Source organism: Pseudodesulfovibrio halophilus DSM 5663, from assembly GCF_059568665.1.
On the sequence record NZ_JCANTV010000011.1, the window covers coordinates 278,104 to 292,563 of the forward strand.

The following is a 14,460-nucleotide window of genomic DNA, read 5'->3' on the forward strand; positions in this document are numbered from 1 at the left end:
GGCATCAATGCAGGTCAAGAAAGCCGTCATTCCCGTCGCAGGCTGGGGCACTCGCTCCCTGCCCGCCACCAAGAACATTCCCAAGGAAATGCTGCCCATCTTCCGCAAGCCCATTGTGCAGTACATCGTTGAAGAAGCCATCGGAGCGGGGCTCTCCGATGTTGTCTTCGTCAACAACCAGAACAAGAAGATCATCGAGGATCATTTCGACCGCAACTTCCTGCTGGAACAGGTCCTGGAGCGCGGCGGCAAGGAGCAGCTGCTCGAGGAAGTCCGCGAAGTGGCCGAGATGGTCAATATCATTTCCGTTCGCCAGAAGCAGCAGCTCGGCCTCGGACACGCCGTCCTGTGCGCCAAGGAGGTCTGCAAGACCGAACCGTTCGCGGTTATGCTCGGCGACGACCTGATGTTCGGCATGAATGCGGGCATCTCCCAGCTGCTGGAGGCGGCGGAGACCGAAGGCAAGGCTGCCGTCGGCGTCATCGAGGTGCCTGAAAACAAGGTGCACCGCTACGGCATCATTTCCGGCGAAGAATTCGCCCCCGGCGTATTCAACGTGGACAAGCTGGTCGAGAAGCCCAAGCCCGAGGACGCACCGTCCAACTACGCCATCACCGGCCGCTATGTGCTGCTGCCGGAGATCTTCGACATCCTCGAAAAGCAGGGCGTCGGAGTCGGCGGCGAGATTCAGCTCACCGATGCGTTGCAGGGGCTTGCCGACCAGGGCAAGCTCATCGCTGTCAAACTGCAGGGACAGCGTTTCGACGCGGGCGACTGGATTGAATATCTCACCGCGAACATTTACTTCGCACTGCATGACGAAGAACTGCACGACGAACTGGTGACCCGGATTCAGGAGATCCTCCCGTGCAAAGAATAGTCGCGTTCGTTCTGGCGGCGGTCATGGTGTTTTCCGCGACCGCCGCCTTCGCTTTCACCCCGGATGACAAGGAGCTTTCCTCGCGTCTGGGCAAAGCGTACGGCGCATTGCAGTCGTGGCGCGTGGAGATGAGTTTTCCCGATTTCCCGGATGTCCGGGCCACGGTCTGGCAGCACGGTCCGCGCTGGAGGCAGGGATGGAGCGCGTCTTCCATGAAAGGAAAGGCTGTTGCTGTCGGCTCCGTTTCGGGTGTCGGCGCGGCCTGCCCTTCCGATTTTCCGCTGCCGCCGACCCTCTTCTGGAACATGCCCGGTCAAGTCGAGTACTGGAAATCCGCCGGAGTGGACAACGCCACCGGCGGTTTCGGCTTTGTGGGCGACCATCCGAGCCTTGTCATAGGTGCCGACCCGGGCGACGAGTCGAGGCCGCAGGTCTGGCTGGACAATGAAACCATGGCCCTGCTGAGGGTGCGACTTGCGACGTCGGGCGGCTTTATGGATATTCGCTTCAGGCAGTACGCCTTTGAGGGCGGCTTTCAGGTGCCCGAGGCCGGGGAAATTCAGCTTGCTTCCGGGCGAAGCGTCGAGTTCATGCTTGAATGGACTGACCTGAACGGCGCTGCCGACCCTGCCCTGTATGACGCTGCCGAAATCCGTTCCGCCGCCATGACGGGTGACTGTCCGGCGCCTCCGGCGCCTTTCGATACGCTCGCGGCGGGGCTCTCCGCAGTGCCTGTCCGGCAGGAGTAAGGCATGTCCGGCATGTGGCGGGTGGCCATAGTCTCGCCCCCGTATCAGACCCTCACCTATCTTGCCCCGGAGCGGCCCGGCGATGTCGAGCCCGGTATGCGCGTTATCGTCCCGCTCGGACGGATGCGGCGCGTTGGCGTGGTCATCGGCCCGCAGGACGATGCCCCCGAAGGCGTTAAACTGCGTCGCATCATGTGGCCGCTGGAAAGCTGTGCCATGTTGACCCCGGACCATCTGGAAATGTGCGCCAGCCTCGGGGTGCGGCAGATGGAACCGGTGGGCCGGATACTCGAAGCCTTCCTGCCGCGCGGGCTTCGCACGGCTGACATCGTCTTTCGACTTGATTGCGGACCGGGTGAATCGTTTCCGGCCTCCATGCGCCCCGGTGATCTCTCAGGCTGCTCGCCCTCGGACAAGGACCGTCTTGCCCGGATGTGGCGGGAAGGGCGCATGCGCGTGCGGCTTGACCCGAAACGCGAGGCCGAGGAGCGGTTCGCGAGGCTGGCCGCCGACCCGCCGTGGCCGGTGCGTCCCAACGCCAAACGGCAGCTCGCCGTACTGGAATATCTGCACGACAACGGCGCTACGAGCATCTCGTGGCTCAAGCACACGCTTGGCGATGGTGCGCCGCAGGCCGTGCGTGCGCTTGCCAAGTCCGGGCTGGTCAGCATCGGCGACGACGAATCGCCTGTAGAGGTCTCCCCGTGCGCGGAACCGCCGCGGCTTCACGACCCCACTCCACAGCAGGCCGAGGCTCTGGAACGGCTGATCCCCGCTCTTGACACCGGCGGAAGTCATCTGCTGCACGGCGTGACCGGCAGCGGCAAGACGCTCGTATACGTGAATCTCATCCGCCGCTGTCTGGAGAAGGGGCGCTCCGCACTGATACTGGCCCCGGAAGTCGCCATCGCCTGTCAGCTGCATCGGGCCGTGAGCGACGCGCTGCCGGGCGTGACTGTGCTGTATCACCACGGCTACCTCAGCCCGTCCGTGCGCGAGAACATCTTTCGGCAGGCGGCGACCGCGCCCGGACCGGTCTGCGTGGTCGGCACCCGTTCATCCCTGTTCGTACCGCTGCGCAACCTCGGCCTCGTGGTGGTGGATGAGGAGCACGACGAATCCTACAAGCAGGAAGAGCGTCTGGCCTACAATGCCAAGGAAGTTGCCCATTTTCTGACAAGCCGCTCCGAAGCGCTTCTGGTGCTGGGATCCGCAACCCCGGACGTGAAGACCTTCCACGCCGGCGATCAGGGGCGCATCCCGGTTCACTCCATGGCCGACCGGGCCGGGGCCGGAAAACTGCCGGAGGTGCAGTTGGTGAACATCGCGGGCATCAAGGATCCGTCCGTCCATTTCGCGCCCGAAGTGGTGGAGGCCATGCGCGAGACGGTGAAAAAGGGCGAACAGATCATCGTAATGCTCAACCGCCGCGGATACGCTCCGGTCATGTACTGTACCGACTGCGCCGAAGCGATTCGCTGTCCCGAGTGCGAAGTGGGGATGACCTATCACAAGGGGCGCGAGCGGCTGCTCTGCCATTATTGCGGCCTCTCGCTGGATTATCCGCTGCTGTGTCGCAACTGCGGCGGTGCGAACTTCATCCCCATGGGCGAGGGGACGGAGCGTCTTGAAGAGGCGTTGGAAAAGGCGCTGCCCGAAGAGACCGGCATCCTGCGCATGGATCGCGACACGGTCCGCAGGCAGGATGCCATGGAGCGGATTCTCGGACGATTCCGCGACGGCGAGGCGCAGGTGCTCGTCGGCACGCAGATGCTTTCCAAGGGGCACGATTTTCCTAGCGTCACGCTGGTGGTGGTCGTGGACGGCGATCTGGGCCTGAATCTGCCGGATTACCGCTGTACGGAGCGTACGTTCCAGCTGCTGGTGCAGGTCTCGGGGCGCGCCGGACGCGGTGAGCGACCCGGCAAGGTGCTCATTCAGACGCGCAACCCAGAGCACCCCGTGTGGAACGAAGTGGTCTCGGCGGACTATCATTCCTTTTTCGAACGGGAGATCAAGCGGCGCAAGATGTTCAGCTATCCGCCCTATGCCAATCTCGGGCTGATTCGCATGAGCTATCCGGACGGATGGGATCAGGGCCCGGGGGCGCTGACAGCCGTCAGCGCGCTCATTCGGGAGCGTGCGGTGGAGCTTGGTATCACCGCGCTGGGACCGGCCCCGGCCCCCATGGGAAAGCTGCGCGGCAGAAAGCGCTTCAACTGCCTGCTCAAGGGCGGCACATGGCAGGCCATGCGTGAACTGTTCGCCATGGTCCGCAGTGCGGCACGACCACATGCCGAGATGCGCGTCTCACTTGATCTCGATCCTGTGAACATGCTCTGATGCGACCTCTCGATGACTATGCATACCGTTGGCGGAATCATACAAGCCTCTCGACAGCCGCAGGGCGAAGCGGTACAACCGGAACCCATGAAAAATCGCAACAACGGGGACGTCATGTCCAGAATCATATCATGCGCGGCGGCCGTTCTGGCAGTGCTGCTTCTTGCCGCTCCGGCCATGGCCAGGGTCGGCTTCGTCAACCCGCAGGTCATCGTCAGCGAGTCCGAAATAGGTAAGCTGGCTCAAGACGACCTTGCCCGTCTCGGCAGGCTCAAGGATGCCCGCATCCGCAAAAGCGCCAAGCAGATCAATGAGCTCAAGGCCCAGATCGATCAGGGCCTGCTTTCAGAAAAAGAACGGGACATGCGTGAGGAGCAACTCAAGCGTCAGCTTCGGGCGCATGAAAAGCTGGTGACCGACAGCAATCTCGAGCTGCGGGAGCAGGAGCGCAGGCTCATCGAATTCATCATGAAACGGGCGGACAGAATTCTGCGCTCGCTTGCCGAGAGCCGGGGCTTTTCCATGATTCTTACCGATCCTGAAGCCATAGGGTACATTGATCTTTCCGTGGACCTCACCGATGAGGTGCTCAAGGAACTGGACAAGGAGGACTAGGGCAGTGGCTAGAAAAGCGTTTGTGTTTCCGGTTCTTCTTTCTGTTGCTCTGTGTCTTTTTGCGGCCGAGGCGCAAGCCTTCGGAGAAATCAGGTATCCGGACCGTCCGCTGAATCTCAGGCAGAAGCGCGATGCCGGCTCGGGCTGGGTCGGACTGCTCCGAGCAGGACAAAAGGTCCGCATCGCTTGGGTCAAGGACGGCTGGGCCGCCATCTTCGAGCCGTGGATGACGGACCCTGATACCGCCCGCGTGGCAGGGTATGCCAACACCAAATATCTCAAAAAGCGGCGTGGAAGGGTGGAGAAGAAACCTTGGGGCGAGTGGAGGCGCACAAAGACCAAGCTCAACTATCGTTCCGGTCCGGAGCGTGGAGCCAAGCGGCTGGGCGTTCTCGACACCGGCGTGGTCGTGCGGACCGATTTCCCCGAAGACGGCTGGGTGGCTGTCTTTGAACCCAAAGCCACCATACGCAGCCGCATGAACTCCTTCGGCTGGGCCAAGGAAGACTACCTTGCAGTAGCCTCGCGACCGAGCAAAAAGGTGACATCGTCTCAACCCCGAACCACTCCCAAGACGAAACAAAAGCCTGATGCAGCATCCCTCGCCGGTACTTCCAAGGCTTCGTCCACCGAGTGGGGCCGCATCCTCCGGGCTCCCATGGAACTGAACCTGCGCAGGGAGCGTGCGGGCGGTTCCAAGTATGCCACGACCATCCCGGAAGGGCAGGCCGTCAAAGTCGATTTTCTCAAAAACGGCTGGTACGCGGTCTTTTCCCCGTCCGCCAGGGTTCGCAAGGAATCCAGAGCGTTGGGTTATGTCCTGCGACGCCTGATCGAGCCGGAAGCCGCGGGTTCGCAGCCTACCATAACGAGCAAGGGTGACAGCGACCGCAAGACCATAGTCATTCCGCGCAAGCCCACGGCAAAGGTGCACAAGGCCGCCCCCGAAGTGAACAAGCGCGCGCACGGCTTCCGCTATGGAGTTATGGAGCGCGCCCAGTCGACCATGCTCGGTATTCCCGTGGAGATCGTGAAGGTGTATCTTGATGTGGAGCGACTGCCCAAAGCGCAGTCCATGAGGGATTTCGCCCGGACGTTATGGAAGGAATTCCGTACGAGCGGACGTGAGCTCCGGTTGGAAATCTATCTGCCCGAGATGAATCTGGACGGCCTGTCCTTCATCTCGGCGCGCTACACCTATCAGGAGGAGGTTGAGTTCTGGGCCCGGAAAGCGACGCTCTACGGGACCCGTTTCCTCGACTGATCCCGATCAGGCGTATTCGTGGTCCGCAAAGAGCGGAAGCTCTTCCGCAGTCCTGCGAGGGGCGGGCCTGCCTTCTGAAGCCGCTTCAAGGAAGATGCTCTTGCAGTGGCAGCATTCCCAGCGCGGGCCGCGCTCCTGAAGGTTGATAAGCAGTCCGTCCCGGTCATAGCAGACCTGACAAAAGGGGCCGGACAGCTCTCCGTCCTCCTCCAGCCAGTACTTTCTGCCGTCGAACTTGACCCTTTCGGAAAGGTCCAGGATCTCGGCGACCTCACCCAGCTGTTTCTTCAGGGCGTCGTTTTCCTCGCAGACGGCGAGGTACTCGTCCTGAAGGCTTTTGAGCAGCACTTCGGCCTCTCTGAAGCGGCTGCCCTTGCAAAGGTCCAGTACTCGCTTGAAGCCGGTTGCATTCGCCAACTTGGTAACCATGTCTTACACCCCCGGATAAACCTAGTGTCGTCATTCCCTTGATCGGCTAACCGGTCGAAAACTTTAGGGTATGGAAAGACGCATTTGTTGCGGCTCTTGTTGACGGTGCAACTGCTCAACATGATGAGCTTTTTTGATCGAAAAAAGCAGGCCCCGCAGGGGGCCCGCCTGGAATATCGCGCTTGGCTAGAATATTTTGTCGATGAAGCTCTGGACCCGCGGGTCCTTGCACTCCTCGCGGAAAAACTGGTCCGGCGGCCCCTGAGCCAGAAATCCGCCGTCTTCCATGAAGACCACCTTGTCCGCGATTTCGCGGGCAAAGCCCATGTTGTGGGTCACGATGATCATGGTCATGCCTTCCCTCGCCAGTTGCTTGATGGCGTCGAAGACCTCGCCCACGAGTTCCGGGTCCAGCGCGGAGGTAGGTTCGTCGAAAAGCATGAGCTTGGGCTTCATGGAAAGGGCGCGGGCTATGGCGGCCCGCTGCTTCTGTCCGCCGGAAAGCGAGGCCGGGTGTCTGTCCGCGAATCCGGCCATGCCCACCTTGCCCAACATGTCCATGGCTATTTCGCGAGCGTGAGCCTTGCTGTTGCCCAGCACGGTCACCTGTCCTTCCATGGCGTTTTCAAGCACGGTCATGTGCGGAAACAGATTGAAGTGCTGGAAGACCATGCCGATCTGGGTGCGCAGGCGGCAGATGTTCCGGGCACGGTCGAGAACCTTTTCGCCCTTGTGTTCGCGGTAGCCTACTTCCTCGCCCTCGAACCTGATGGTGCCGGAGTCGATTGTCTCCAAAAAGTTGACCGTGCGAAGCAGGGTGGACTTCCCCGAGCCGGAAGGGCCGATGATGACGGTCTTCTCACCCGGGTTCAGCGAAAGGCTGACGTTGTCCACGGCCCGGTGCGAGCCGAAGGTTTTGACGATGTCGTTGAGTTCGATCAGCGGTTGCATCAGCGTTTCTCGTAAGCGCCGACCTTGGCTTCGAGGCGCTCGAAGCCGAAGGTGAAGACGGTGGTGAAAAGAAGGTAGATTCCGGCGGCGAGGCCGAGAACCGTAATGTTGAACGAGGCGTTGAAGAGCTGGTCCGCGGTGCGCATCAGCTCGACCATGGCGATGGTGGAGACCAGCGCGGTATCCTTGATCAGCGCGATGAATTCATTGCCCACGGGCGGCAGGATGACCCTGTAGGTCTGTGGGATGATGACGCGACGCATGGCCTGCCAGTAAGTCATTCCCATGGCTTCCGCCGCCTCCATCTGACCGTGGTCGATGGACAGGATGCCGCTGCGGATGATCTCCGCAAGGTACGCCGAATAGTTCAGCCCGAGCCCGAGCAGGGCGGCGGTCACCGGCTTGAGGGTGATGCCCAGCGCGGGCAGGCCGTAATAGATGAAAAACAGCTGCAGCAGCAGCGGGGTGCCCCGAAAGAGCCAGATGATGAACCAGCACAGGCGGCTCACGGACTTGACCGTGCCGATGCGCCCCAGCGCGATGAGCAGTCCGCCGATGGGCGAGACGATCATGGTGCAGACCACCAGCAGCAGGGTCATGAGGCTGCCTTTGAGCAGGTGCGGGACGAATTTTGCGGTGTCCTTCAGGAACTGTTTCCATGCGGGCATCATTGCTTCTTCGACCGAGCTGCGGAACTGTCTTGCCTCGATGTTGTCGGGATAGACTTCCAACAGCCCGTCAATGATGCGCAGGGCGGCGTCATAGTCCTTGGCGGCATACTTCAGGCGGGCGGCCTGCATCCGGCTGGATACGAACTGGCCCTGATCTCCTTCGGGGCCGGGAGCGGGAATCTGAAGGTAAACCTCCACGGCGCCGTCAAGGTCGCCGGTGACCATGATATTGTTGGCCTTGCGCATAAGCGCGTCGGCATCCGCTGCCGTGGCGGCGGTGCCGAGGGAAAGAACGAGGAGCGCCGCCAGCGCGGCGCTCCCCAGTATTTGTGCGATGCGTGAGTTCACGGTGCGTGCTTACCAGTCTTCCGGGTTGGTGACGTCTTCGCCGAACCACTTGCGGGAGATTTCACCCATGGTTCCGTCGGCGATCATGGCGTCGATGGTTTCCTGAATCTTGGCGCGCAGGGCGTTGTCTTCCATGCGGAAGGCCACGCCGAAGGCTTCCTTGGTGATGTAGCCGGGCAGTGCGCGGAACTTGCCGGGGCGGGAAGCCATATAGTAGCGGCCGGTCACGTTGTCCACCACCACGGCGTCGAGGCGATCGGCTTCGAGGTCCAGAAACGCCTTGGGGTTGGTGTCGTATTCGCGAATCTCGGAAGCAGCCTTGGGCAGCTTCTTTGCGGCTTCCAGAGCCGGGGAGCCAGCCTGCACGCCCACGATCTTTCCGCCGAGGTCTTCGTGCTTCTTGATGTCGGCTTCATCCATGCGGACCGCGGCGATCTGGCCGTCCATGATGTAGGGCTTGGTGAAAGCGACCTTTTTCTGGCGTTCCGGCGTGATGGTCATGCCGTTCCAGATGCAGTCGAATTTCTTGGCGTAGAGGGAGTTGATCACACCCTTCCATTCGGTGGGCTGCCAGACGATGTCGATGCCGAGGCGCTTGCCGACCTCTTCGGCCGCGTCCACGTCGAAGCCGACGATTTCACCGTCATCGTTGCGGAAACCCATGGGCGGGAACGCGTCGTCGAGACCGATGGCGAGTTTTCCGGCGTCCTTGACGCGCTGCCAGGAGTTGTCCGCGGCAAAGGCGGAGGCGGCGCTCAGGCACATGACCATGACCAGAACAGCAGTGATAAGACGTTTCATCCCAATTCCTCTCCTGTGTTTCAAAAATGGTAAATATCAGTGAAATGGGGCTTACAGGAAAGATTGAAGCTTGGCAATATGAAATAAAAGCAATTTATTTCAATGTCTTGAAAGTGCTTAATAAGCTCTGAAATGTATAGTCATTCCGCATTTCGAGCAAAAGCGCACTGATTTTTCGGAAAACGAGCCTGAAGCTCAAGAGGGTGGGGGATGTCGTAATCAGGTGATGTAGCGGTACATCACAATGTAATGACATGCGCTGCCAGCCATGACGAAGACATGGAACAGCTCGTGGAATCCGAAAACCTTGGGGAAGGGGTCGGGGCGCTTGAGGGCGTAGATGATGGCGCCAATGCTGTAGGCAAGGCCACCTGCGAGCAGCCAGAGCAGGGCACCGAGCTGGAGATTCTGCACCAGAGGGTAGACCCCGAAGATGACCATCCAGCCCATGCCGAGATAGAAACCTGTGGAGACCCAGCGGGGGGCGTGCATCCAGAAGAGTTTTACCGCGATGCCGAGGACGGCAAGGCTCCATACTGCGCCGAAGATGCTCCAACCCCAGGGGCCGCGCAGGGGGATCAGGCAGATGGGGGTGTAGGTGGCCGCGATATAGATGAAGATCATGCAGTGATCTATCCGCCGCATCATCGCGAGGGCTTTTTCCTTGAGCGGCAACCAATGGTAGAGCGTGCTCGTGATGTACAGCAGGATCATGCCGCCGCCGAACACGGAGAAAGTTACGATGTGCCACGGCTGGACGGGGGACACGGAGCGCAGGATCAGCATGACCGTTCCCCATACGGCAAGGGCCGCGCCGATGCAGTGCGTCAGTCCGCTGAGTGGATCTCTGAGGATGTTGGTCATGATGCCTCCCTAGTACACGGACATAATGCTGCCGCGGGAAGGTGATGTCAAATGCCTGTTTCCCGTTTTACTATTCACTCGGCGGCGCGGAGTGTCTGCAGGTCTGCACCCGTTATGGCTTCGAGATTTCTGGTGATTTTTTCGATGTCCCAATTCCACCAGCGAATCTTCAGCAGTTCTTCGACAACTTCCGGGGCAAACCGTTTTCGAGCTTCTCTGGCCGGGTTGCCCGCAACCACACTGTATGGCTCCACGTCCTTTGCGACCACCGCTTTGGCCGCGATTACGGCTCCGTCGCCGATGGTCACGCCCGGCATGATGGTGGCGTCGTGGCCTATCCAGACATCGTTGCCGATGATGGTGTCACCTTTATACGGAAGTTCGTCCGGCGCGGTGTGTTCCCAGCCTGCGCCGAAGATGAAGAAGGGGTAGGATGAGAACCCGTCCATGGCGTGGTTTGCGCCGTTCATTATGATATGGGTTCCCCGTGCGATGGCGCAGAACTTCCCGATCTCCAGTCGGTCTCCGATGAAATCGAAGTGGTAGAGGATGTTTCGGAAGAAGCTTTCAGGGTCATCCGGGTCGTCGTAGTACGTGTATTCCCCGATCTCTATGTTCGGGTTCGTATTGAAATTCTTTATGAAAGTTATTTGGGGAAAGCGTTTTGCCGGATACTTGGAGTTGGGGGCTGGTCCATTCATTGAGAGAGGATACAGGAAGGAGTGGTGCGCGGTAAACCAAAAGAAAGAGGCATTCGTTTTTCATCGAATGCCTCTTTACGGAAATGTGGTAGCGGGGGCCAGATTTGAACTGACGACCTTCGGGTTATGAGCCCGACGAGCTACCGTACTGCTCCACCCCGCGTCACCATGGAAATTTTTGCTGAATCCGGAGGTGCGACCGTTCGGCCTTCCGGTTTAATGATCGATGGTAGCGGGGACAGGATTTGAACCTGCGACCTTCGGGTTATGAGCCCGACGAGCTACCGTACTGCTCCACCCCGCGTCATTTCTTGATGTCTGTCTGCCGATTCAGCGTCGGCGCTTCCCGTTTTTAGGGAAAAAAGAAACCCGCTCGAGAACGGGTCTCCGTTAATGCTATGGTAGCGGGGGCCAGATTTGAACTGACGACCTTCGGGTTATGAGCCCGACGAGCTACCGTACTGCTCCACCCCGCGTCACGTTGCGAAGAGGTAACTAGGCTTTCTGCTGCCGACTGTCAAGCCTCTATTTACAACTTTCTCCAAATTCCGTATTTCTTTTCGGCTATGCAAAACAACGACTCCTTCACCGTGGTCCTGCCGGTTTTCAATGAGCAGGACAATCTCGACGCGCTCTTCCGTGAGATTCGAAACGCCGCGGAAAGCACCGGGAAGAAATGGCAGGCCCTGTTCGTGGACGACTGCAGCTCCGACGGCAGCCTCGACGTCATAAAGAAAATAGCCGACGAAAACCCCGAAACCGCACGCTACGTGACATTCATGGAGAACCGCGGCCAGTCCGCGGCTTTTTGTGCCGGGTTCGACGCCGCCGAGACGCCAGTGGTCATCACCATGGACGCGGACGGCCAGAACGACCCGGCAGACATCCCGGCAATGCTGGACGAATTCTGCCGCGGATTTGACATGGTGGTGGGGTGGCGGGCGAACCGCAAGGATACGCTCTCCAAGCGCATCGCCTCCAAGCTCGCCAACAAGGTCCGGGACGCGTTCACTGCCGACGGCGTTCGCGACACGGGCTGTTCCCTCAAGGTCATGCGGCGCGAGCTGCTTCTCAAGCTCCCGCGCTTCCGGAACATGCACCGTTTTCTGCCCGCGCTCATGCGTCTGCAGGGCGCGCGCATTTCCGAGGTCAAGGTCAACCACCGTCCGAGAGTCACCGGTGTTTCCAAGTACAGCAACTGGGAACGGGGCGTTCAGGGCATTTACGATCTGATCGGCGTGCGCTGGCTCATGAGCCGCAACCTCGAATACTCCATACGGGAACGCAGATAGCATGGTCCTGCCCGCGTACTGGTGGCTTCTGCTGCCTGCGATTCTCGGGCAGTCCGCATTTTTCCTGCTCTCCGGGGCTTTGCTGCCGGGCGAAAAAACGCTACAAGGCGGCCCGTGGCTGCTGACGGTCCTCGCGGCGTCGCTTCTGTCCGGCCTTGCCTACGGAGCGGTGCAGCGCGACCCTGTGTTTATTACCGCCCAGTTCTTTCTGGCTGCGACAGTGTTCCGGATATGGAGAAAACAGTGATGAAAGGTCCAGACCGCGCGGAGAGAAGCGGCATACGATCGGCCGTCAAGGGCGTGATCATGCTCTGCATCTTCGGCGCGGGCGTTTGGATGGCGAGGAGCTCCGGGCTGGAAGGCCTGCTGCGGGATACCGCGTGGTTCGACTCCCACGTGCTGGGCTCCGGCCCCATGTCCTGTCTCATCTTCATGGGCATCACGGCCTGTCTTACCGCGCTGGGGCTTCCGAGGCAGCTTTTCGGCTTTCTCGGCGGTTTCGCCTTCGGTGCGGTCGGCGGAACCCTGTTGACCACCCTCGGTTGCGGCCTCGGCTGCGCGCTGGCCTCCCTTTACGGCCGATTCTCGGGCCGCGACTTCGTCGCCCGCAAGTTTGGCCACCGTCTGGGGAGGCTCGATGCGTTTCTCAGCGGTCAGCCGTTTCTCATGGCGCTGGCGATTCGCCTCTTCCCGCTGGGGAGCAACCTGTTGACGAACCTCGCGGCGGGCGTGAGCAGTATCCCGCTGTTGCCGTTCGTGCTGGGGTCTTCTCTCGGCTACATTCCGCAGAACTTCGTGTTCGCTCTTTTCGGAGCTGGAATGAACGCGGAGTCCACTCAGGGCGTGGTGATAGCTGTGAGCGTAAGCGTCGTGCTGCTCATGATTTCCGGCTGGCTCGGTGTGGTGATGTACCGCCGCTACAGGGCCGAAGCCCTGCTTGAGGACGAACTTTCAGCGGAGTAGTGAGCGGAGCGCCGCCGGGATCAGGGCTGGTCGTGAGTCACCCTTTCGACCGGCGGAGCACGGCCGGATTCACGAGTCTGCTCCATATAAGCCAAACGGTCAGCGCGACCACAACGCCGAAGAGCCATCCCATGAGCACGTCCAGCGGATAGTGCTTTCCCAGGTATACTCTTGAGTAGCCCACCACGAGGGGCACCACGAACATCCACCGGCGCGCGGCTGGCCAGAGCAGGCCGACCAGAATTGCCAGACACATGGTGTTGGCCGCGTGTGCGGAAGGGTATGAGGAGCCGTGCTCCTTGGTCTGCACGAAATCCGGCCCCCGCTGCTGCCATTCGCCGTCCTCCACGAAGTGGGTCCCAGCGATGGCGTTGAGCGGACGCACTCGTCCCACGCCGTCCTTGACGAAGTTTGTCGTGAAGTCGGCCATCCCAAGCCCAGCGACGAGTACGAGGAAAAGCACGAGCTGCCTTGGTCCGCGTCGATACACGAGCAGCGCGATAATCGGTATCAGAATGAATATGAGCGTCTTCATGTCCGAAACGACGGGCATGAGCAGGTCAAGGAACTCGTTACGCCACTGGACGTTGATGAGTCTTTGCAGGGTCAGGTCGAATTGCGGGGTCTGAAAGAACATGGGGACTCCGTCAGGTATATTGCAGAAGCGGCAGCTGTGCCTGTGGTGAGCCCGTCAGGCTGGTGGCTTCGGGGTCGTGCCTGCGGTGGTTTTCGGCGGAGCGGCCGAAGTCCGCGTTGGCGTAGCAGTAGAGGCACCCGTGAGTGCAGGTGTCGTAGGCGCCGATGTCCTTTGAGCGGGTGCAACGGCACCTCGGCCTCTGACCGCCGTCCTTATTGCATGGAACCGAGGTCTTGAAAAGGTGGTTGATGCGCTCGCCGTCGATGCACGGGGCGTTGTCGATGCCCAGTACGGTGATCGCCTCCGGCTGGGAGCAGCAGGAAATCTCCATGCCGTGCCGTGAGGCCGTGTCTGCGAATCCTTTCATTATCTCGGGCAGGTCCGGGGCATTAAAGTTCGGCGCGAGGCCATGTGGATCGAGCCGTGCAAGCCTGCTGCGGTTGCCGGGGTAGTCCTCGGCAACGCTGATGATGCAGCGTTTTGTTGCACCGTCCAGTCTGTCTGAAAGCATCGCGAAGCTGTTGAGGTGGCGCTCCATGTCAAAGGTCCGGGAGATGACGACAGGATCGTACCGCCAGATGACGCGTTCCGGTCCGAGACGGGCCGCGAGCTCATGAAAGGTGCGGATGCGCTCCTCTTGCGGGGGAAGTCCCGGTTCCATGGTTTCGGGGTAATCCAACAGGGTGAACAGAAATACGGAATTGCCCAGCCCGAGCCTCTCAAGTTCAGCCAGATACGGAAGCAGCGGGGCCGGGTTGCGTGTCCAGAAAACCAGCGCGTCCACATCTGCCGGGCGCAGGGACACGGTGTCATGGGTTTTGCGGTCCCTCGGACGGGGCACTGTGCAGAATCCGGCCCGGACCCTGTTCATGAACCACTCCGGATACAGGGCCGGGATGTCTGTCCGGCGACTGGCGCTGATGATCAAGGTGAAGTTCTCCCGTTCGTGTCG

16 protein-coding genes and 3 tRNA genes are annotated in these 14,460 nt (G+C 60.4%); 8 read left to right on the forward strand and 11 right to left on the reverse strand.

The annotated features are described in order from the left end of the window. Positions 1–7: 7 nt before the first annotated feature. The 5 genes from galU to BR24_RS10320 all read left to right on the forward strand — a co-directional run bounded on the left by galU (position 8) and on the right by BR24_RS10320 (position 5,851). Complete coding sequence (gene galU, locus BR24_RS10300; protein WP_496541400.1) at positions 8–880, forward strand: UTP--glucose-1-phosphate uridylyltransferase GalU; 873 nt, start codon at positions 8–10, stop codon at positions 878–880. After that, a complete protein-coding gene (locus BR24_RS10305) occupies positions 868–1,629 on the forward strand; it encodes a hypothetical protein (RefSeq protein ID WP_496541401.1) in 762 nt (253 codons plus the stop codon). The genes galU and BR24_RS10305 overlap by 13 nt, the downstream gene beginning before the upstream one ends. 3 nt (positions 1,630–1,632) lie before the next feature. Then, positions 1,633–3,972 carry a replication restart helicase PriA gene (priA, locus tag BR24_RS10310; RefSeq protein WP_496541402.1) on the forward strand — a complete coding sequence of 780 codons (2,340 nt, stop codon included), beginning with the start codon at positions 1,633–1,635 and terminating at the stop codon, positions 3,970–3,972. Positions 3,973–4,086: 114 nt separating this feature from the next. Then, complete coding sequence (locus tag BR24_RS10315; protein WP_496541403.1) at positions 4,087–4,587, forward strand: OmpH/Skp family outer membrane protein; 501 nt, start codon at positions 4,087–4,089, stop codon at positions 4,585–4,587. Between the two features lie 4 nt (positions 4,588–4,591). After that, a complete protein-coding gene (locus tag BR24_RS10320) occupies positions 4,592–5,851 on the forward strand; it encodes an SH3 domain-containing protein (protein WP_496541404.1) in 1,260 nt (419 codons plus the stop codon). A 6-nt stretch (positions 5,852–5,857) separates the two neighbouring features. On the opposite strand, the gene BR24_RS10325 is transcribed toward BR24_RS10320, so the two are convergent. The 9 genes from BR24_RS10325 to BR24_RS10365 all read right to left on the reverse strand — a co-directional run bounded on the left by BR24_RS10325 (position 5,858) and on the right by BR24_RS10365 (position 11,092). After that, complete coding sequence (locus BR24_RS10325; RefSeq protein WP_496541405.1) at positions 5,858–6,280, reverse strand: hypothetical protein; 423 nt, start codon at positions 6,278–6,280, stop codon at positions 5,858–5,860. Positions 6,281–6,466: 186 nt separating this feature from the next. After that, positions 6,467–7,231, reverse strand: coding sequence for an amino acid ABC transporter ATP-binding protein (locus BR24_RS10330; protein WP_496541406.1), 765 nt, complete (start codon positions 7,229–7,231; stop codon positions 6,467–6,469). Then, positions 7,231–8,250: an ABC transporter permease subunit gene (locus BR24_RS10335; protein ID WP_496541407.1), complete on the reverse strand. Its 1,020-nt coding sequence runs from the start codon at positions 8,248–8,250 to the stop codon at positions 7,231–7,233. Before BR24_RS10335 ends, BR24_RS10330 begins: the two co-directional genes overlap by 1 nt. Before the next feature lie 9 nt (positions 8,251–8,259). Then, positions 8,260–9,051, reverse strand: a complete 792-nt coding sequence (locus BR24_RS10340; protein ID WP_496541408.1) for an amino acid ABC transporter substrate-binding protein — start codon at positions 9,049–9,051, stop codon at positions 8,260–8,262. 219 nt (positions 9,052–9,270) lie between these two features. Further along, a complete protein-coding gene (gene trhA / locus BR24_RS10345; protein ID WP_496541409.1) occupies positions 9,271–9,915 on the reverse strand; it encodes a PAQR family membrane homeostasis protein TrhA in 645 nt (214 codons plus the stop codon). 74 nt (positions 9,916–9,989) lie between these two features. Beyond that, positions 9,990–10,616, reverse strand: a complete 627-nt coding sequence (locus tag BR24_RS10350) for a Vat family streptogramin A O-acetyltransferase (protein ID WP_496541410.1) — start codon at positions 10,614–10,616, stop codon at positions 9,990–9,992. Positions 10,617–10,702: 86 nt separating this feature from the next. Continuing rightward, positions 10,703–10,779: transfer RNA gene (locus tag BR24_RS10355), tRNA-Met, on the reverse strand. A gap of 64 nt (positions 10,780–10,843) precedes the next feature. Then, positions 10,844–10,920: transfer RNA gene (locus tag BR24_RS10360), tRNA-Met, on the reverse strand. Positions 10,921–11,015: 95 nt separating this feature from the next. Beyond that, a tRNA-Met gene (locus BR24_RS10365) sits at positions 11,016–11,092 on the reverse strand. 90 nt (positions 11,093–11,182) lie between these two features. Between BR24_RS10365 and BR24_RS10370 the strand changes: the two genes are divergently transcribed. From BR24_RS10370 to BR24_RS10380, 3 genes are read left to right on the forward strand one after another with little or no spacing between them, the layout of a single operon-like run. Then, entirely contained in the window at positions 11,183–11,908 is a 726-nt protein-coding gene (locus BR24_RS10370) for a glycosyltransferase family 2 protein (protein ID WP_496541411.1), read from the forward strand. 1 nt (position 11,909) lies between these two features. After that, positions 11,910–12,155 carry a lipid A biosynthesis domain-containing protein gene (locus BR24_RS10375; RefSeq protein WP_496541412.1) on the forward strand — a complete coding sequence of 82 codons (246 nt, stop codon included), beginning with the start codon at positions 11,910–11,912 and terminating at the stop codon, positions 12,153–12,155. Next, the gene (locus BR24_RS10380; protein WP_496541413.1) at positions 12,155–12,871 is read left to right on the forward strand and encodes a TVP38/TMEM64 family protein; all 717 of its coding nucleotides are present in this window, start codon (positions 12,155–12,157) and stop codon (positions 12,869–12,871) included. Before BR24_RS10375 ends, BR24_RS10380 begins: the two co-directional genes overlap by 1 nt. A gap of 37 nt (positions 12,872–12,908) precedes the next feature. Here BR24_RS10380 and BR24_RS10385 read toward each other — a convergent pair whose 3' ends face one another. Both BR24_RS10385 and BR24_RS10390 read right to left on the reverse strand, forming a co-directional pair. Further along, complete coding sequence (locus BR24_RS10385; protein WP_496541414.1) at positions 12,909–13,508, reverse strand: phosphatase PAP2 family protein; 600 nt, start codon at positions 13,506–13,508, stop codon at positions 12,909–12,911. 10 nt (positions 13,509–13,518) lie between these two features. Continuing rightward, positions 13,519–14,436, reverse strand: coding sequence for a DUF1848 domain-containing protein (locus BR24_RS10390; RefSeq protein ID WP_496541415.1), 918 nt, complete (start codon positions 14,434–14,436; stop codon positions 13,519–13,521). Positions 14,437–14,460 lie beyond the last annotated feature (24 nt).

Coding starts and splice junctions, on each gene's coding strand:
- galU (WP_496541400.1), top strand. CDS start 8: ATGCAGGTCAAGAAAGCCGTCATTCCCGTCGCAGGCTGGGGCACTCGC.
- priA (WP_496541402.1), top strand. CDS start 1,633: ATGTCCGGCATGTGGCGGGTGGCCATAGTCTCGCCCCCGTATCAGACC.
- BR24_RS10315 (WP_496541403.1), top strand. CDS start 4,087: ATGTCCAGAATCATATCATGCGCGGCGGCCGTTCTGGCAGTGCTGCTT.
- BR24_RS10325 (WP_496541405.1), bottom strand. CDS start 6,280: ATGGTTACCAAGTTGGCGAATGCAACCGGCTTCAAGCGAGTACTGGAC.
- BR24_RS10330 (WP_496541406.1), bottom strand. CDS start 7,231: ATGCAACCGCTGATCGAACTCAACGACATCGTCAAAACCTTCGGCTCG.
- BR24_RS10340 (WP_496541408.1), bottom strand. CDS start 9,051: ATGAAACGTCTTATCACTGCTGTTCTGGTCATGGTCATGTGCCTGAGC.
- trhA (WP_496541409.1), bottom strand. CDS start 9,915: ATGACCAACATCCTCAGAGATCCACTCAGCGGACTGACGCACTGCATC.
- BR24_RS10350 (WP_496541410.1), bottom strand. CDS start 10,616: ATGAATGGACCAGCCCCCAACTCCAAGTATCCGGCAAAACGCTTTCCC.
- BR24_RS10370 (WP_496541411.1), top strand. CDS start 11,183: ATGCAAAACAACGACTCCTTCACCGTGGTCCTGCCGGTTTTCAATGAG.
- BR24_RS10375 (WP_496541412.1), top strand. CDS start 11,910: ATGGTCCTGCCCGCGTACTGGTGGCTTCTGCTGCCTGCGATTCTCGGG.
- BR24_RS10380 (WP_496541413.1), top strand. CDS start 12,155: ATGAAAGGTCCAGACCGCGCGGAGAGAAGCGGCATACGATCGGCCGTC.
- BR24_RS10385 (WP_496541414.1), bottom strand. CDS start 13,508: ATGTTCTTTCAGACCCCGCAATTCGACCTGACCCTGCAAAGACTCATC.